The sequence below is a fragment of the Paenibacillus filicis genome (assembly GCF_038070315.1).
Lineage (GTDB): Bacteria > Bacillota > Bacilli > Paenibacillales > NBRC-103111 > Paenibacillus_G > Paenibacillus_G filicis.
In genome coordinates, this window is sequence record NZ_JBBPCC010000001.1 from 617,625 (window position 1) to 632,363 (window position 14,739).

Annotated in this window: 15 protein-coding genes; 2 read left to right on the top strand and 13 right to left on the bottom strand. The window is 54.1% G+C overall.

The genetic code is table 11. The features are described 5' to 3' along the window. Positions 1–110: 110 nt before the first annotated feature. The 4 genes from WMW72_RS02860 to WMW72_RS02875 form a co-directional block, all read right to left on the bottom strand. Entirely contained in the window at positions 111–698 is a 588-nt protein-coding gene (locus tag WMW72_RS02860; protein WP_341413886.1) for a hypothetical protein, read from the bottom strand. Between the two features lie 234 nt (positions 699–932). Further along, positions 933–1,643, bottom strand: coding sequence for a FadR/GntR family transcriptional regulator (locus tag WMW72_RS02865; protein ID WP_341413887.1), 711 nt, complete (start codon positions 1,641–1,643; stop codon positions 933–935). A 66-nt stretch (positions 1,644–1,709) separates the two neighbouring features. Continuing rightward, on the bottom strand, positions 1,710–2,672 hold the full coding sequence (locus WMW72_RS02870) for an alpha/beta hydrolase (RefSeq protein ID WP_341413888.1): 963 nt from the start codon (positions 2,670–2,672) through the stop codon (positions 1,710–1,712). 171 nt (positions 2,673–2,843) lie between these two features. Beyond that, the gene (locus WMW72_RS02875) at positions 2,844–3,146 is read right to left on the bottom strand and encodes a YunC family protein (RefSeq protein ID WP_341413889.1); all 303 of its coding nucleotides are present in this window, start codon (positions 3,144–3,146) and stop codon (positions 2,844–2,846) included. A 182-nt stretch (positions 3,147–3,328) separates the two neighbouring features. On the opposite strand from WMW72_RS02875, the gene WMW72_RS02880 reads away from it, so the two are divergent. Continuing rightward, on the top strand, positions 3,329–3,850 hold the full coding sequence (locus WMW72_RS02880) for a hypothetical protein (protein WP_341413890.1): 522 nt from the start codon (positions 3,329–3,331) through the stop codon (positions 3,848–3,850). A 25-nt stretch (positions 3,851–3,875) separates the two neighbouring features. On the opposite strand, the gene WMW72_RS02885 is transcribed toward WMW72_RS02880, so the two are convergent. The 3 genes from WMW72_RS02885 to WMW72_RS02895 all read right to left on the bottom strand — a co-directional run bounded on the left by WMW72_RS02885 (position 3,876) and on the right by WMW72_RS02895 (position 6,765). Beyond that, entirely contained in the window at positions 3,876–5,762 is a 1,887-nt protein-coding gene (locus WMW72_RS02885) for a putative bifunctional diguanylate cyclase/phosphodiesterase (RefSeq protein WP_341413891.1), read from the bottom strand. Between the two features lie 188 nt (positions 5,763–5,950). Further along, the gene (locus WMW72_RS02890) at positions 5,951–6,325 is read right to left on the bottom strand and encodes a DUF423 domain-containing protein (RefSeq protein ID WP_341413892.1); all 375 of its coding nucleotides are present in this window, start codon (positions 6,323–6,325) and stop codon (positions 5,951–5,953) included. Positions 6,326–6,465: 140 nt separating this feature from the next. After that, the gene (locus WMW72_RS02895; RefSeq protein WP_341413893.1) at positions 6,466–6,765 is read right to left on the bottom strand and encodes a hypothetical protein; all 300 of its coding nucleotides are present in this window, start codon (positions 6,763–6,765) and stop codon (positions 6,466–6,468) included. Positions 6,766–7,013: 248 nt separating this feature from the next. Here WMW72_RS02895 and WMW72_RS02900 point away from each other — a divergent pair, with 248 nt between their 5' ends. Further along, positions 7,014–7,220, top strand: a complete 207-nt coding sequence (locus tag WMW72_RS02900) for a hypothetical protein (protein WP_341413894.1) — start codon at positions 7,014–7,016, stop codon at positions 7,218–7,220. Between the two features lie 28 nt (positions 7,221–7,248). Here the strand turns inward: WMW72_RS02900 and WMW72_RS02905 are convergent, their stop codons facing one another. From WMW72_RS02905 to WMW72_RS02930, 6 genes are all read right to left on the bottom strand, one after another. After that, complete coding sequence (locus WMW72_RS02905) at positions 7,249–8,397, bottom strand: sensor histidine kinase (protein WP_341413895.1); 1,149 nt, start codon at positions 8,395–8,397, stop codon at positions 7,249–7,251. Between the two features lie 226 nt (positions 8,398–8,623). Next, entirely contained in the window at positions 8,624–9,838 is a 1,215-nt protein-coding gene (locus WMW72_RS02910) for an MFS transporter (RefSeq protein WP_341413896.1), read from the bottom strand. Then, on the bottom strand, positions 9,828–11,000 hold the full coding sequence (locus WMW72_RS02915) for an MGDG synthase family glycosyltransferase (RefSeq protein ID WP_341413897.1): 1,173 nt from the start codon (positions 10,998–11,000) through the stop codon (positions 9,828–9,830). The genes WMW72_RS02910 and WMW72_RS02915 overlap by 11 nt, the downstream gene beginning before the upstream one ends. Before the next feature lie 16 nt (positions 11,001–11,016). Further along, positions 11,017–12,303, bottom strand: a complete 1,287-nt coding sequence (locus WMW72_RS02920) for a polysaccharide deacetylase family protein (RefSeq protein ID WP_341413898.1) — start codon at positions 12,301–12,303, stop codon at positions 11,017–11,019. Between the two features lie 53 nt (positions 12,304–12,356). Then, entirely contained in the window at positions 12,357–13,544 is a 1,188-nt protein-coding gene (locus WMW72_RS02925) for an MGDG synthase family glycosyltransferase (RefSeq protein WP_341413899.1), read from the bottom strand. A 460-nt stretch (positions 13,545–14,004) separates the two neighbouring features. Further along, the gene (locus tag WMW72_RS02930; RefSeq protein ID WP_341413900.1) at positions 14,005–14,667 is read right to left on the bottom strand and encodes an SGNH/GDSL hydrolase family protein; all 663 of its coding nucleotides are present in this window, start codon (positions 14,665–14,667) and stop codon (positions 14,005–14,007) included. Between the last annotated feature and the right edge of the window lie 72 nt (positions 14,668–14,739).

Sequence of the window (14,739 nt, forward strand, 5' to 3'; positions counted from 1 at the left end):
ATTCCAGGGGCAGGGCTTTCTTGCCTTCGTACCTGCGTGAGCTTGCTTGAATATGCCAAAAAACCGGCTCGCGCCCTAAGGCGGCGGCCGGGTTATGTTCGAAGGGAGCCTTACACGGAGTTCTCCAGAAACTGCTGAGCAACCAAATAATAACGGAGCTTGTTCAGATCGGACGACGAGATAGAATGAATTTCGGCCCCATAACGGATCGTATGTTCTCGAATATGTGCATAGCGGACCACCAGGCGCGGATGAATCGTTTCCTCCTCACAGATGATCATGCTGTCATAGACATGGTTCATTTTTACCGTGAAATCATTCACTTCAAACCCGAATCCAAGCCGGCTGACCGAGCAATAACGGACCGGGAATATTTTGAAATCATCATTGAGCGTACCGAACATATTGAGTTTAAAGCTCGCGAAGGTTTTATCCTCATCACGGTACATATCATAATGCTTGCCTGGCTGGGCTTCGATCTTGAAAATCTCCGAATCGGCCGGCACCAGAATAAGCTTCGTCTTCGATACCTGGAGCACTCTCATCTGTATCCGTTCTTGGAAATTAAAACAGATGACCGACTCTCCGCTCTCGAAAGCCGAAGATTCGTCAAACGAAACCTCCATCAGATCGGAGCCTTCATAACAAACTTGCCCCTGATAGACCTTACCTTTATGGAGAAGCTGCATATCCTTCATCTCCATCACCTCCATGAACTTGATGTCTTTACTATAGCTATCAATCTTTCAGAAAGTTTCAGTAAATTATTAGGAGATTATTAAAGAGGCTTGGTGTTTTCATGTTCTTGCCTATTTTTTACCCGTTATGATCAAATTTATGCTGAATTTTCCAATTTTGCTCCACCCGCTTTGCCAAGACAGCAAAAAACCTGGCGGGCAAGCCGTCAGGTTAACACGGGAATATTTAGGAACCTATCGGAGAAAAGAAACCAGCACCCGCTCGACATGAAACAAATGCCGGCGCATCTCCTCGCGCGCGGCTTCCGCGTCGCCTCGGCGAATCGCTTCGTACACCGCCTGATGCTCCTGCCATAGCTGCTCGGACACCGCACGGTTCCCGTACATCTGCAAGCGGCGCGTCTCGCGGATCGCGAGCTGCATGGGAGACGAGATAGAATCGATCATACGCCCGAGAATCTCATTATGTGTAGCCTCTGCGAGCGTGAGGTGAAATTCCATGTCCGATCGCTCCCCCTCCTCCTCATCGCCGAGGTGAAGCTTCATACGCTCCAGAATGGCTTCGAACCGCCGCAGATCGTCCTCCGTCCGCTTCTCCGCAGCGAGTCCCGCATTGGCGATCTCCAGCGCTTGTCTGGCTTCGAGAAGATCCAGAATCGTCTCCCGGCTCATCAGCAAGGAGTTCCACTCCGGCAAGCTGACATCGCCGGGGTCTATCGTCCGCACGTAGCTGCCCTCACCCTGATGAATTTCAACCAGTCCCATCGCTTTCAGCGCGCTGAGCGCTTCGCGGACCGTTGAACGCCCGACCTCGAAGCGCTCCGACAGCTCCTTGGTCGAGGGGAGCTTGTCCCCCGGCTTCAGCTGTCCGCTGGTGATCTGATCCTGGATCTGATCCGCAATCACCTCATAGATTTTGCGCGTTGTAATCTTCCGAATATCCATTCAAAGCTCCTATCTTCATCGGCCATTCCGTTTGATACCCGCAACTTGGCATGCGGGCAGCCCGGTTCAGTCGCTTCTTGTAGTTTCGTTCCTGCTTAGAGCCGCGGCTCTAGTATCGAGCCATGCCAGGATATCCTGCATGACTTCGCTTCGGTTCGTCTCATTGAGCATCTCATGCCGTCCGCCCTTGTACAGGTTATAGGAGACATCCGTCATGCCCAGGCTCCGGTATACGCGCACTAGGTCCATGAATGACTTGCCCTGCGAGCCGACCGGATCTTCATCCCCGGCGAATAAATACAGCGGCTGCTCCTTCGGAATCCTCCGCAAATGAGCAGGCCGGTGATTTCCCAGCAGCCCCTTCAGCATAAAAAGCCACAATCCGTTCGTCGCATTTCCCCCGCAGTACGGATTGTTCAAGTAAAGGTCAACCTCGGCCTCATCCCGGGATAGCCAATCCGCTGAGGTTCGGTTCGGCCGAAACGCCCGGTTATACGTGCCGGTCGACAGAGCATTCAGCAGCTTGCTGCGATAATCAGGCCCTTGTAGAGCAACTAGCAGCGAAGCCAGCCAGTAGCCGCAGGTGTGCACGACCTGCTGAGGCCCCTTCGTGCCTGAGAGCAGAATCCCGTCCGCATGTCCCGGGAAGCGGTACATGTACTGCATCGCAATAAACGAGCCCATGCTGTGACCGAGCAGGAAGAGCGGAATCTCCGGAATCTCCTCACGGATTCGGTCCGTCAGCAGCTTGACCCCCTCCGTCATCCGATCAAAGCCGTCCTCCCCGATCATGGTTACCCGCTCGGGAGAGCCGGCTGTTTGCCCATGCCCGCGATGATCGTTGGCATACACGGCATAACCTGCAGCCGTCAGCCATTGCGCCAGCCTGGCGTAGCGCGCCCCCGTCTCGGCCAGTCCGTGCGAGATCTGCACGACAGCCTTGACCGGACGTTCCCCATCCGGAAGCCACCTGTAGACGTGAATCCGGATACCGTCGGCATCTTCGAATATGAAAGAATCGCTCCGCATCGCAGACTCCCTTCGTGACTTGTCTGATAGCCTTATTATACCAGAAAAAGCACTGTCCCTCGCAAGCACGCTCCGGAAAGAACAACGCTCTGCACACCGCACCCGTCAGTCTTCCGGGCTGGAACCAGCGGACATAGCAAAGCCTCCTGCCGGATGCAGAAGGCTGCCTGCCTAGAACATCAAAGCCACAGCATCAATGCCGCGCATACCGGGGTAAATGCCCATCTCCTCAGCTTTGTACGTGACGGATTCCAGAGGGGCATTGAGAAGCTCCTCAATGGTTCTGACGCCCGTCGCACGAGCCGCTATGATGCTGCGGTCCCTCAACCTCTCATTCAGCAGCGCCACATCCAGCGCTCCGCACATGATGTATCCTTTGTCCGTCGTCACGGCCAGCAGCGTCGTCTTCGGCAGCTTCACCTCAATGGCGAGCGCCGTGCGTCCGCCCACTTCGACCGGTTCCATACGCATCATGATCCAGCATCCCCCTCAAGGCTCGGTATGCTTTCACTATATGAGGGCGCAATGAGGGATGTTCGCTGATCCGCACCCATTTCCAGACCGGGATTATACCAAGATCTGACATAGGTCTACTCAACTACATGTTCTTATCGAAACATGCTATAATAGTCCCACCGAACTAGGGAGGTTCCTGTATGGATAGTCAGAAAAACCCACGAAAAAAATATTTATTCAAAGTTGACATTCTCATCGAGGAAGAGACCAATGGACGTGCGCTAGAGGCGCTGCTGCATGTGCTCAATTCAAATACAATTGAGGATTATCAGATCAAGGAAGGGATCGAGCTCGGCAAACAGATCGAGAAATCATTGAAGGAAACGATTCTTCAGCGGCAGATGAAGGCTGCAGGTAGCGTGACCACGGTCAAAAAAGAAATCAAGCCCGTCATTCAACCGATCCAGCAATCGGCGGCATCTGACGGGCTTCAAGCTTCTTACGACCAGCATCGTCACATCTGGGATGAGATGAAAAAATTCCAGACCGACAATACCTTGATTCGTCTGTCCATCATCAAGCCTCAGGGAGTCAAGCTCAGCATGCCATGCAGAATCATCAATATTGACCCGGCCAGCGGCAACCTGTCTGTCTACCATGTGGATGAAAAGAAAGTTTACTTATTCAAAATCAATGAAATCGATGACTATGAAATCCATTAACTCACGATTCCGATCAATATGCATTCTAAGGTAACCGGCCCTTCAACAGCTGCTCGACCTTGTCGATGCTCAGCGGAGGGCTGAAGTAATACCCTTGAATTTCATCACATTGATTGCGATGGAGAAATTGAAGCTGTTCTTCTGTCTCTACGCCCTCTGCGATCACCTTCAAGCTGAGATGTCCCGTCATCGCAATAATCGAAGCGACAATAGCCGCATCATTGGGATCGGTCATAATATCGCGGACAAAGGACTGGTCGATCTTCAGCTTGTCTATCGGAAACTTCTTCAGGTACGACAGCGAGCTGTATCCCGTACCGAAATCGTCGATGCTGATCTTGACGCCGAGCTGCTTGAGCTCCAGCATTTGTTCCGTGGCATACTCCACTTCCATCGTACAGCTCTCCGTAATCTCCAGCTCAAGCTGGCTGGGAGCAAGTCCCGTCTGCTGCAAAACCTCTGCTACCCGTCCGGTCAGATTATGCTGGAGAAACTGCCTTGTCGATAAATTAACGGAAACCGGAGGCGGCTCATAACCCGCATCCTGCCATTCCTTATTCTGCCGGCATGCCTCACTCAGCACCCATTCGCCGATCGGTACGATCAGACCGCATTCCTCTGCGAACGGGATAAACTGCCCTGGCGGCACAAGTCCCCGTTCCGGATGCTTCCAGCGCACTAAAGCTTCAAAACCGACAATACGCTGCGTTTCAATATCCATCTGAGGCTGGTAGTGAAGCAGCAGCTCGCTTCTGGACAAGGCGCGTCGAAGCTCCTGCTCGAGGGTCAACTTCTCAAGCGATGCCGACTTCATCTGGCTGTTGAACAGCTGATAGTTGCTGCCGCCCTTCTCCTTGGCCCGGGTCAAGGCCATGTCCGCGCCTTTCATCAGTTCTTCCGCACTGCTCTCCTCTTCAGATACGAGGGAAATACCGATGCTTGCGGTAATATGCAGCTGGTACTGCCCTAGCGTGAAGGGCTCCAGCAATACCCGGAACAGAGACTCCGCGAGCTCCCTCACACGGTCCGTACCCTTCTCATCCGTATATCCGGCACAGAACAGCGCAAACTCGTCCCCCTCCGTCCGCGCCAGGAAATCTTCCTCCGACAAGCAGCGGATAAAGCGTTCGGCCACCTGCAGCAGCAGCATGTCCCCGTAATCATGCCCGAACCCGTCGTTGATCATTTTAAAGCGGTCAATGTCAATGAAAAACACAGCGAGTCGTTTACCCGCTGCTGCGGAACCCGTCAGAGAATTTAACGAAGCCTCCAACTGGCGGATGAACAATCTCCGATTCGGCAGACCGGTCATATCATCGTAATAAGCCATATGCCGAATCTGCTCTTCCGAGCGTCTGGCCGACGAGGTATCGTTGCTAATAATAACGATTTCTGCGATATGCGAGCCGCTTCGGATCGGTACAGCTGTACTTTCGAGGTCGACATGGTACCCGTTTTTATGAATAACAGCCGACCTGAATGACCGGGTCGACCCTTTTACTACCTCTTCAAATAAGCCTTTCGTTTTCTGTTTCCCATCCGGTACGAGATAATCGGCTGCCGGCGTCCCCTGCACCTCACCTTCGGTGTAGCCGGTGATCTGCTCTCCGGAAGCATTCATCCGCCGGATCGTCCCGTCTGCGTCCAGAATGGTTACGGCGCTTGGACTATGCTGATAGAAAGCGTCTAGCAGCGAATAAGGCTTCTCTATGTGATCTTCAAGCGTCTCAGTTGAATGAATCCCGCGCAGGAGAACAGCCAGCAGCGTCGCCCCCCATACGATAGAGAGCAGCGGCGGCGCGAGGAACAGCGACAGCAGCAAACTTCCGGCCGCAAGAACCGATACGAACCACTTGTACCCTCTACCTGTTAGCAACCTGTGCCCGCGACCCGTATCTTTTGTCCTAAACATGGATGTCCCCCTTTGAAAAAAGCGCCTTTTTACCCATGCTTACTTATGCCTTTTGGGGCTTCACCAACAAGTTCTACGGGACTTGTGCAAATTCCTGCCAGCCTGGCTGAAAATGAGGGATTATGTCGATTGGCACAAAAAAATCGGCATTTCTGCCGATTCATCTTGTTGCTCCCGTCAAGAAGCCGTTATGCTTTTTTCCATGCCGCTGCCGCCAGGCAAAGCCACCCCAGCAGGAAGGCCACGCCTCCGATCGGCGTGATCGCTCCGAGCATTTTGATACCGGACAGGCTCAGCGCATACAGACTTCCTGAGAATATGATAATCCCTATGATCATCGACCATCCCGCCCACTGCAGCGCCCGGCTCCGCCCCAGCGCCAGAGAAGCCAGCCCGACGCCGATAATACCCAGAGCATGCATCATCTGATACTGTACGCCGGTTTGATAATTGGCCAGCATGTCGGCCGTCAATGAAGCTTTCAAGGCATGCGCCCCGAACGCTCCCAAGGCCACCGACAAAAAGCCGAATAAACTGCCGACGGTTACGAATACCCGATTCATTTCCATTCACCTCCGTCTTCCTTACCTCTATCATAAATCATCCGGGCAAGGCATGCCAAATGACTCGCTTTGCACAAAAAATCCTGCCCCTGACAGCGAGGCAGGACTTCATGTAGACGGGCAGGCTTCCTTCTTATGCGCTACATCACACCGATATCATGCTGTCCGACAATAAGCTTCACCGGTTCCAGGTAAGCACGCAGCGTAGCTGGCTTCTGGATCAGATCAATCTCGATATCCACAATCTTATACCGCTGATGCTTGCCGTCACGCTTGTCGAAAACAACTTCAAACTGCTTCAATCCAAGCTGGTAAGAAAGTACGGAAGAGCCGATAGCCGGCACAGGAATTTCAAACTCCCCATGCTCGAATAGCACCTCGGAGATGATCTCTTCATTCATATCGACGATGTTTACCGTTTGACAAATTTTGTACTTCATTGAGCTTTCCTCCTCAGGCCTGAAGGCTCACGATACTCCAGACCCACTTTTTTCCTTTATCATACGACATTTCGGCGGTTTCTTCCACAATTTCTGCATCATGAACTCCAAATACCACGACTTAAGTCATGGCATATTGCCAGCCCCCTGGAATCCGTTGGAATATTGCCGATCCGCGCCAGACATATCGCACCTAACCCGGCCACGCTACATACAATGCACCATCAAGCGGCAGGAGATGAACGCATATGAGCAAGAACAAAAAGGCCAAAAAAAACACCCCGGTCAGCTCCATCGACAAAAACCAGTACAACATGAAGGTCGTACTGTCTGATGTCTGTGCCCGGTGCCGCAAGTGCGAGCGCGGCATCCGCTACCTGGAGAAGATGTCCGAACCCGGAGCAGTCGGGAAGGGAGTCCCCTGTATCCTGACCAGGGGGAAGGCGTATACGTGACCGGTTGCAGGAAACGGTCCGCTCCGAGCTAGCCGGATACCGTCGCTGTCGTTTCCTGCAATCTGAATGTCAGCTTGAACGAGGTTTTCTCCGGTGAAGAGTCGCAGGAGATGTCTCCCTTGTTCTTGCGCATAATTCGCCTGCATATCGCCAGGCCAAGACCGGTTCCCTCCACCTTGTCTGTGACGAAGGGCTCGAACAGAGATTCCATAATCTCCTGACGAATGACCGGACCGTTATTGGAGATCTCAATCACATAGCCGCCATGCTCCATGAATCCTCGTATGGACATCTCCTTGCTGAGCTTAACGGCGCATAGCGCGTCGAGTCCATTATTGATCACATTGGATATGACCTGCTGCACAGCCACCTTCTGAATACATAGCACGGCCGAATCTTCTATCCGGACGGCCAGACGCACATTCTCGCTGACGAATCTCGGCTGCAGCAGCGAAATCACCGAATCCAGCAGCTGCTCCGCCGTTAAGGCGATACTCGCTTCCTCCGCTACCCGCTTTTTGGAAAAACTCAAAAATCCGGTGATCTGCATATTGATATTCTCGAATTCGCTTTCAACAATCGATAGATATTGCAGGGTCTTGTCCCGTGTCTCCTCGGGAAGCTGCTGGCGGATCAGCTTAAGAAAGCCCAGAATCGAAGTCAGCGGATTCCGGATCTCGTGAGCCATGCTGGCAGCCATTTTGCCGATCAGGTTCAGACGGTCGTCATGAAGCTGTGTGATGGCCTCCTTATGATCCTCCAATTGAGTGGTCGTTCGCGATACATATTCCTCGGCGACCTTCACCGTGAATTGCTCAATCCGGTCCAGTACAGCCGAAAGAAACGAAATGGTGCCGCTGCCGTGCCTGACCTCGGGCTCTTCTTCGAATATCTGAAAAATAGAGGCTCTCCATAAGCCCTTGCATGTAAAAATATGCTCGAATGGAATTCCATTATCAATGATCTTTTGCGTCCAGGGGCTGATCATATGCCGGATGGAATGCTCCTGCAGAGGAATTCCTAAGTCACACATGTAGTCGAAAAACACAGTTGGGCTGCCGGTAAACATATCTCTCTGATAAAAGGACGGAAACTCTCCCGTCACCAGCCTGGTCCATAGCCCGATAATCTCTGTCCGGCGCCGTTTCAGAATGCTGAGCTCCAACTCGTAGTTCATGACATGTTCCACCTTGATTGGAATAAAGTGATGGTTTACGATTTCGACAACTGCCGCCCATATTCCTCCGAGACTAAAGGCCTAAGATGATCGGGGAGATGCTCGCAGGTCATCTATCTAAGAGAAACACAAGCAAAAAAGCTTCCAAGTCCCCCGTTATCCAAACAGGGCGGAAGCTTCTTCGTTCTCTGCACCCGGCAAGAGGCTCGGGTATGAACCCAGCGGGCTAGATATGTCCTTCTCCCAGGTTTTCGCGTTCCAGGACCTCTCCTGCCTCCTTCGGCCGGACAAGCGGCGTTCGCAAATAATAGAAGGCGATGAATGCGAGCATAGCTGCGCTCAGCCATACGGTGACCGAAGCGTAATAGCGGCTTGCCACCCAGCCTCCGATCAGCGGGCCCACCATCACCCCGATGCCCTCGATGCTGGACAGCACGCCCCAGCCCATTCCCTTCTGGTCGGGCGGTACGAAGTATGACATCAGAGCGTTCCAGGCGGGCAGCACAGCTGCATAGGAGCCGCCCAGCAGCGCGGCCATCAGCATGGTGGCATATAGATGATTCGCTGACAGCAGCAGGCCGATCAGCCCGAGAGCGAGGGCGCTGAACCCGCCTACAAGAAACCATTTGCGGCCCCAACGGTCGGACAATCTCCCCATGGGGATCAGGCAGAGCGTGGTCACCACGCCCCCGGCGATCAGAACGAGCGAATACTGCGAGTAGCTGAGCCCGAGATGCTGTCTGGCCAGTGTCGGCAGGATCGGCACCAGCAGCCCGGCTGCCGCGGTCTGCAGAATCATTCCCGGCACTAGCGGCTTCATCGCCACCAGCTTCCACCGGAGCTGGGCCCATTGCTCGCCGAGGGTTTGGGTCTGGATGGGCTTCAAGGTTGCATTCCAGCTAAGCGCAATGAGCCAGCCTGCGGCGAAGATGACTGCCAGCACCCAGAAGGTAAGCCGGTACCCGTAATCGATGACGAAATTGACGGCTACCGGGCCAATGCCCAGACTCGCCAGCCATACCGTATAGATCGTGCCCATCTGCGAGCCGCGCTGACCCTCATGAATCGAGCTTAGACAGATCAGCCAGATCGGCGATACGCCTAGTCCTATAAGCGCTGCCCCGGAGATCAGCATCCAGGGCTGCTGGCTGAAGAACGCCATGCCCAGTCCGATAAACGCGATGGCCAGCGAAACATGAAGGATCGCCTGCGGAGCGAACCGGTCCAGCAAATATCCGGCAACCGCCTTGACCGCCGTATCGGCTATATAATGCACAGACACGGCAAGGCCGACTGCCGCCACCGAAATGCCCAGATGATCGGCTGCATAAGCAGGCAAAAAAGAAATAACGAAGGCGCTTCGGACCACCTCCGTAAAAAATAAAATCATCGCTAACCGGATAAAGGATGATGTAGATAAGGACCGTTCTCTAGGTTCCATGCAAACCCCCATCCACCAGTTCTAAGGCGCTTCTGCCTTGCCATCCTTGGGGCAGCGCGCGGGCCGGAAGCATCCGGAGCACATCCTGCACGATGCGCTCGGAGGCATAGCTGGCCTGCAGGGCGCTGGCCTTCTCCCTGACCTGACTGCGAAGTCCCTCGTCGTTCAGGACGATTTCTACATAGCGGACCAGCTCGGGAATCTCGTTAGCGATAAACGCAACGCCCTGGTCGGACAGAAAGCCTGCATTCTCCTTCTCCTGCCCCGGAAAAGGCTTGAACACGACTATGGGAACGTTGACATGAATCGCTTCCGACAGCGTTATACCGCCTGCCTTGGTAATCACACAGGAAGAAGCATTCATCAGTTCGTGTATATGATCGACAAAGCCATGTAGATGCAGGCGCGATTCTCCGGCAAAGGAGGCTTCCAATTCCGACTGCAGCCGCTGGTTCTTACCGCAGACGACGTTGATTCGTACATCAGGAAGCTCTAGCAGCTGTTCCGTAATCTTCTTCATATCTCTCAGCACGCCATAAGCGCCGGCCATGATCAGAATGGAATGCTGCGGCTCGCCCGTAGTCACAGATTCCGTCATGTAGAATGTGTCGCGGATCGGAATCCCGCTTACCGTAATGATCTGCTCCGGCACTCCACGTTCGACCATCGACTGGCGCAGCTGCTCTGTCGCTACGAAGAACCGGTCAGGCATGGAATAGATCCAGCGGTTATGCAGCACGAAGTCCGTCAGGATGGTACAGGTAGGAATCAGGATGCCGCGGCGCTTCAGCTGATCTGAAATCCCTCCGAACGGAAACGTGCTGATAAGCAGATCCGGCTGCTCTTGCATGATAACGTTCATGAGCTTCTGGATACCCAGCGCATTCAGACACCGTGCGAGCAGGCTCTCCCGTCTCAGATTGCGCGTCATATAGTAGCTCCAGCCGTAGTAGTCCAGACCGTAAGCTGATAACGCACCGCTATTCATATACAGGAACCGCGTAACTTTATTCATCAAGGGATGAGCTTCCTCGAACAGGTCGATCACACGTACGCCGGGAAAGCCGTACTTCTCAAATTTTTGCTGAAGCACCCGGGACACCTGCAGGTGCCCGTCACCATAGCTGGCCGTAAGAATCAATAGGTTGCGGAGCTTGTGCATAGCCTGACACACCTTTCTACGGTTGCGCGATGTAGCGGCTCATAAGTTCCTTGCGGGATATGGCGATAATCTTCGGCACGAGCAGCTCGGACTTCAGCTTCAGCCGCTCTTTGCCTTGAGGATGAACCATATAAAGCAGAAAGCGCAAATACAGGCGGGTCGCGAAAGAAAATGCGCCCTTGGGCAGGTCGAGTACGGTAAAGCCCAGCTTCTTGGTACCGCGATGAATAATGCTGATGCCATACAGACCCTTGACATCCTTATATGCGGGATCGGTCTGCAGCAGCCGGATGATCTGCGGCATCAGCAGCTCCGTGCGCCTTACCAGTTGAATAGCCAGGTGTACGGAGCTGCTGGAGGTTGCTCCAAGCCGGTACAGCAGATTATTATCCAGGTGCAGCTCAGCGATGCGGTCCCCCTGCTGGATTTGCTCGCCATCGGTCAGTAGAATGGCCTGCTTCCCCCGATACTCGGTAATGCGAAGCTGCAGCAGCGTATTAGCCGCATCCACCGGCTTCACCTGCATGACCTTCACGAAGCTGCGTTCCCAGCACATCCATACCTTGACCAGCATGCGCTTGGTAAAGCGGACGACCGATGGACTGACGGTCAGCTCATCGATCCTGACGTAGCGATAGCTCTGCGGACTCAGCTCGCCGAAGACCTCTTCGAGTGCCTGCAGCATATGCCCCGGAGCATCCTTGTCAGCTCCGAACGTATCTCCGCTATCATGCAGCAGCACGATGGACCCTTCGCGAATCTGCTTCAGCAGCACCGACTTCATGCGCTCCTTGCCAACGTTACTGCGCCAATCCTGAACCATCACCGACCAGAGCACAATCGTGTACCGCTTGCGCAGGAGGTAATCGCACAGGTTGATAATCCCCCAGGGCGGGCGGTAGTAAACGGGACGTACTCCGGTAATCGACTCGATAATGCCCGCAGACCGTTCGACCTGACGACGGGATACCGACCAGGGCAGCATCAGCCAGTTGGACCGGTGATTGTAATTATGAACACCGATCAGATGCCCCTCCTGGTGAATGCGGAGAATAAGCTCCGGATGAGCCTCCGCCTTAGACCCGAGCACGAAAAAAGTCCCCTTCACCCCATACTTGCCGAGCAGCTCCAGCAGCTGCGGCGTGTAGACCGGATCGGGTCCGTCATCGAACGTAAAAGCAATTTCTCTGGCTCCGCTCCCCCGGCGGAACACCCCGATACCGAACATCCGGGTCAAGATCCATGGCAGAACGGTGTACAAAACGATGACAAGCATTACAGTAAGCACAAATTTCTTCTCCATGGCGGTACCTCCTGAAAACAGCCTTCCCCGTTCCGCAGGAATATATTGCTGCTTCAAGCATTCGCATACAAAGCTTGTCGGCGTTCCTGCCAAACCGGGCCCTGATAATCACGGGCCGTACCTAGAATCGAAAAGAGCGCATGCACAGCCCCTTCTTTCATGGTACCTAGCTTTGCCATATTTTTCAACGCCAATAAGGAGTTTTTATCGGTTAATAAATGAATCAGCCGCTCGCGCAGCTGCTCAGCGTTCTTCGCTTCCATCGCTGCGCCCATTTTCAGTAAATATGACGCGTTTTCCTGCTCTTGGCCGGGGATCGGTTTGTACAGCAGCATCGGCAGCTCCATCGCCAAAGCCTCGGAGACGGTGAGTCCCCCGGGCTTCGTCACGATCAAGTCGGCTACAGCCATCAGTTCATGGATGTGGTCGACAAAGCCCACCACGGTTACGCGATGCGGCATGTCCCGGAATTCCTCCTCCAGCTGCAGACGCAGCTTCTCATTGCGTCCGCAGATCAGGATGTAGCGGGCAGGCGCTTCCAGCTGCTGCGTTTTGATTAGTGTAATAAGCTCCTTGCCAATCAGACCATGTCCGCCGCCCATCACCAGTACGGTAGGCAACCCGTCCTTAAGTCCGTAGCGTGCCCGCAGCGTGTCGCGGTCCGGACTTTGACAGAAGGACAGGCGGATCGGGATACCCGTGACCCGGATCGTACCGGGAGCCACCCCATAACGCAGCAGAGCGCTGCGGACATGCTCGGAGCCGACCAGGTAGCTGTCCGTATACGGATGAACCCAGTAGCTGTGATCGGTGTAATCGGTCATCACGGTGACCGTCGGCAGCTCGGTCATCCCATGCGCCTTCAACAACGACATCGCCGCCGCCGCGGACGGGAACGTGCTGACTACGACCGTCGGCTGCACGTCCTCCAGCAGCTTCAGCATCCGGGTGATGCTGAAGGATTTGATGCGTTTGAACAGATTAGACATCGTATTCGGATTGCGTGTCTTGCGATACAAATAGCCGTACATGCTGGGCAGGCTCTTCACCCATTGCATATAGCAAAACTTGCCGACCCCGTGCAGATACGGGTGGGTCCATTCCAGAAAATCTACAGTCACGACCTCCACATCCGGCCGAATCACACGCGCAGCCTCCAGTATAGCCTTAGCCGCCTGATTATGTCCGTCTCCCAAAGCGCCGGTCAGCAGCAGAATTTTAGGTTTTTGAATCCCATTCACAGCAAGTCCCCTCTTTCATTTCTACGCTCATTCGGCCGATGTGGTTTACCTTCTCTCTATAAGGTACTGTTTTATGAGCCGAGAAAGTACAGACCCGCGAACTGTTTTGCTCCTGGACCTAAGTCGGGTTGTGTCGGATACCCTAGCAGCGCGGGATAACTAACAATTGGGCGAGGTTCCCGAAAGGTCGGTTGCTTTGGGAATCTGACGCATACTGTGAGCCCGAGCAGCCACAGGCATCAGGAGCGCTTCGAGCGATCCCCCATTCTAGTGCAACCGCAGAGTGAATTCTTGCCTTGTGCAGCACGGGCTTGCGACCTGGACCAGCCCGGCGGCACGCACCACGTGAACACTGGCGGCGGCCTGAGCGAAATCTTGAATTCTCTGTATCCCCGTCATGCAAGTACGAAAAAGACTCCTTCACAGAGAAGAAGTCTTTAGGGCTTGCTTGTATAGGGGCCTACCGGGCTGCGCCGTTCCAGGAGAAGCCAACGCCCTCAAGGAAGGCACGGGCAATCGCCATGTGACCGGTCAGGTCCGGATGCACGCGGTCCCAGGCTAGCGCAGCCGGGTAGCGGTGGGCCAGAAGCGGCTCCAGCGCAGCCTGGACATCAATTAGAACCGTACCATGCTTTGCAGCGGCTTCCTTGATTACTTGTCCATACTGGTCCATCGCCTGACGCATCGCATCCTCCGGATTCGGCTCGATATAGAAAGGCGTCATGAGGATGATACCTTTCACCTGGGGCTTAGTCACTTGGATCAATGCCTCCAGCGTATCGCGGTATTCCTCCAGGTACACATGTGATTCTGTAATCTGAGGCTGGTCGAACTGACGCCACACATCATTGATGCCGATCATAATGGATACCCAATCCGGCTTGAGATCCAGCACATCCGTCTCCCATCTGTCCTGCAGATCGCGGACGGTATTGCCCGATATGCCCGTATTGATGAGCCTCAGCTTCAGCTCTGGATACGTCGATTGCAGCAGCGCGTTGATTGCCGAAACGTATCCGGTGCCGTACGCATCGTTGCGGCCTTCCCCATACGGACGTTTGCGGCCGCAATCCGTAATGGAATCTCCGATCAGGACAAGCTTGTCTTCTTGGGCAAATAGCAATTGGACCCTCTCCCTTTTTGCAACCGTTTACCTCGCATATTGTACACCTGTGCTTCACAGCATTCAAGCGAA

Excerpts from the sequence above, each read along its gene's own strand:
- WMW72_RS02860 (WP_341413886.1), bottom strand. The coding sequence starts at position 698 with ATGAAGGATATGCAGCTTCTCCATAAAGGTAAGGTCTATCAGGGGCAA.
- WMW72_RS02865 (WP_341413887.1), bottom strand. The coding sequence starts at position 1,643 with ATGGATATTCGGAAGATTACAACGCGCAAAATCTATGAGGTGATTGCG.
- WMW72_RS02870 (WP_341413888.1), bottom strand. The coding sequence starts at position 2,672 with ATGCGGAGCGATTCTTTCATATTCGAAGATGCCGACGGTATCCGGATT.
- WMW72_RS02875 (WP_341413889.1), bottom strand. The coding sequence starts at position 3,146 with ATGATGCGTATGGAACCGGTCGAAGTGGGCGGACGCACGGCGCTCGCC.
- WMW72_RS02880 (WP_341413890.1), top strand. The coding sequence starts at position 3,329 with ATGGATAGTCAGAAAAACCCACGAAAAAAATATTTATTCAAAGTTGAC.
- WMW72_RS02885 (WP_341413891.1), bottom strand. The coding sequence starts at position 5,762 with ATGTTTAGGACAAAAGATACGGGTCGCGGGCACAGGTTGCTAACAGGT.
- WMW72_RS02890 (WP_341413892.1), bottom strand. The coding sequence starts at position 6,325 with ATGAATCGGGTATTCGTAACCGTCGGCAGTTTATTCGGCTTTTTGTCG.
- WMW72_RS02895 (WP_341413893.1), bottom strand. The coding sequence starts at position 6,765 with ATGAAGTACAAAATTTGTCAAACGGTAAACATCGTCGATATGAATGAA.
- WMW72_RS02900 (WP_341413894.1), top strand. The coding sequence starts at position 7,014 with ATGAGCAAGAACAAAAAGGCCAAAAAAAACACCCCGGTCAGCTCCATC.
- WMW72_RS02905 (WP_341413895.1), bottom strand. The coding sequence starts at position 8,397 with ATGAACTACGAGTTGGAGCTCAGCATTCTGAAACGGCGCCGGACAGAG.
- WMW72_RS02910 (WP_341413896.1), bottom strand. The coding sequence starts at position 9,838 with ATGGAACCTAGAGAACGGTCCTTATCTACATCATCCTTTATCCGGTTA.
- WMW72_RS02915 (WP_341413897.1), bottom strand. The coding sequence starts at position 11,000 with ATGCACAAGCTCCGCAACCTATTGATTCTTACGGCCAGCTATGGTGAC.
- WMW72_RS02920 (WP_341413898.1), bottom strand. The coding sequence starts at position 12,303 with ATGGAGAAGAAATTTGTGCTTACTGTAATGCTTGTCATCGTTTTGTAC.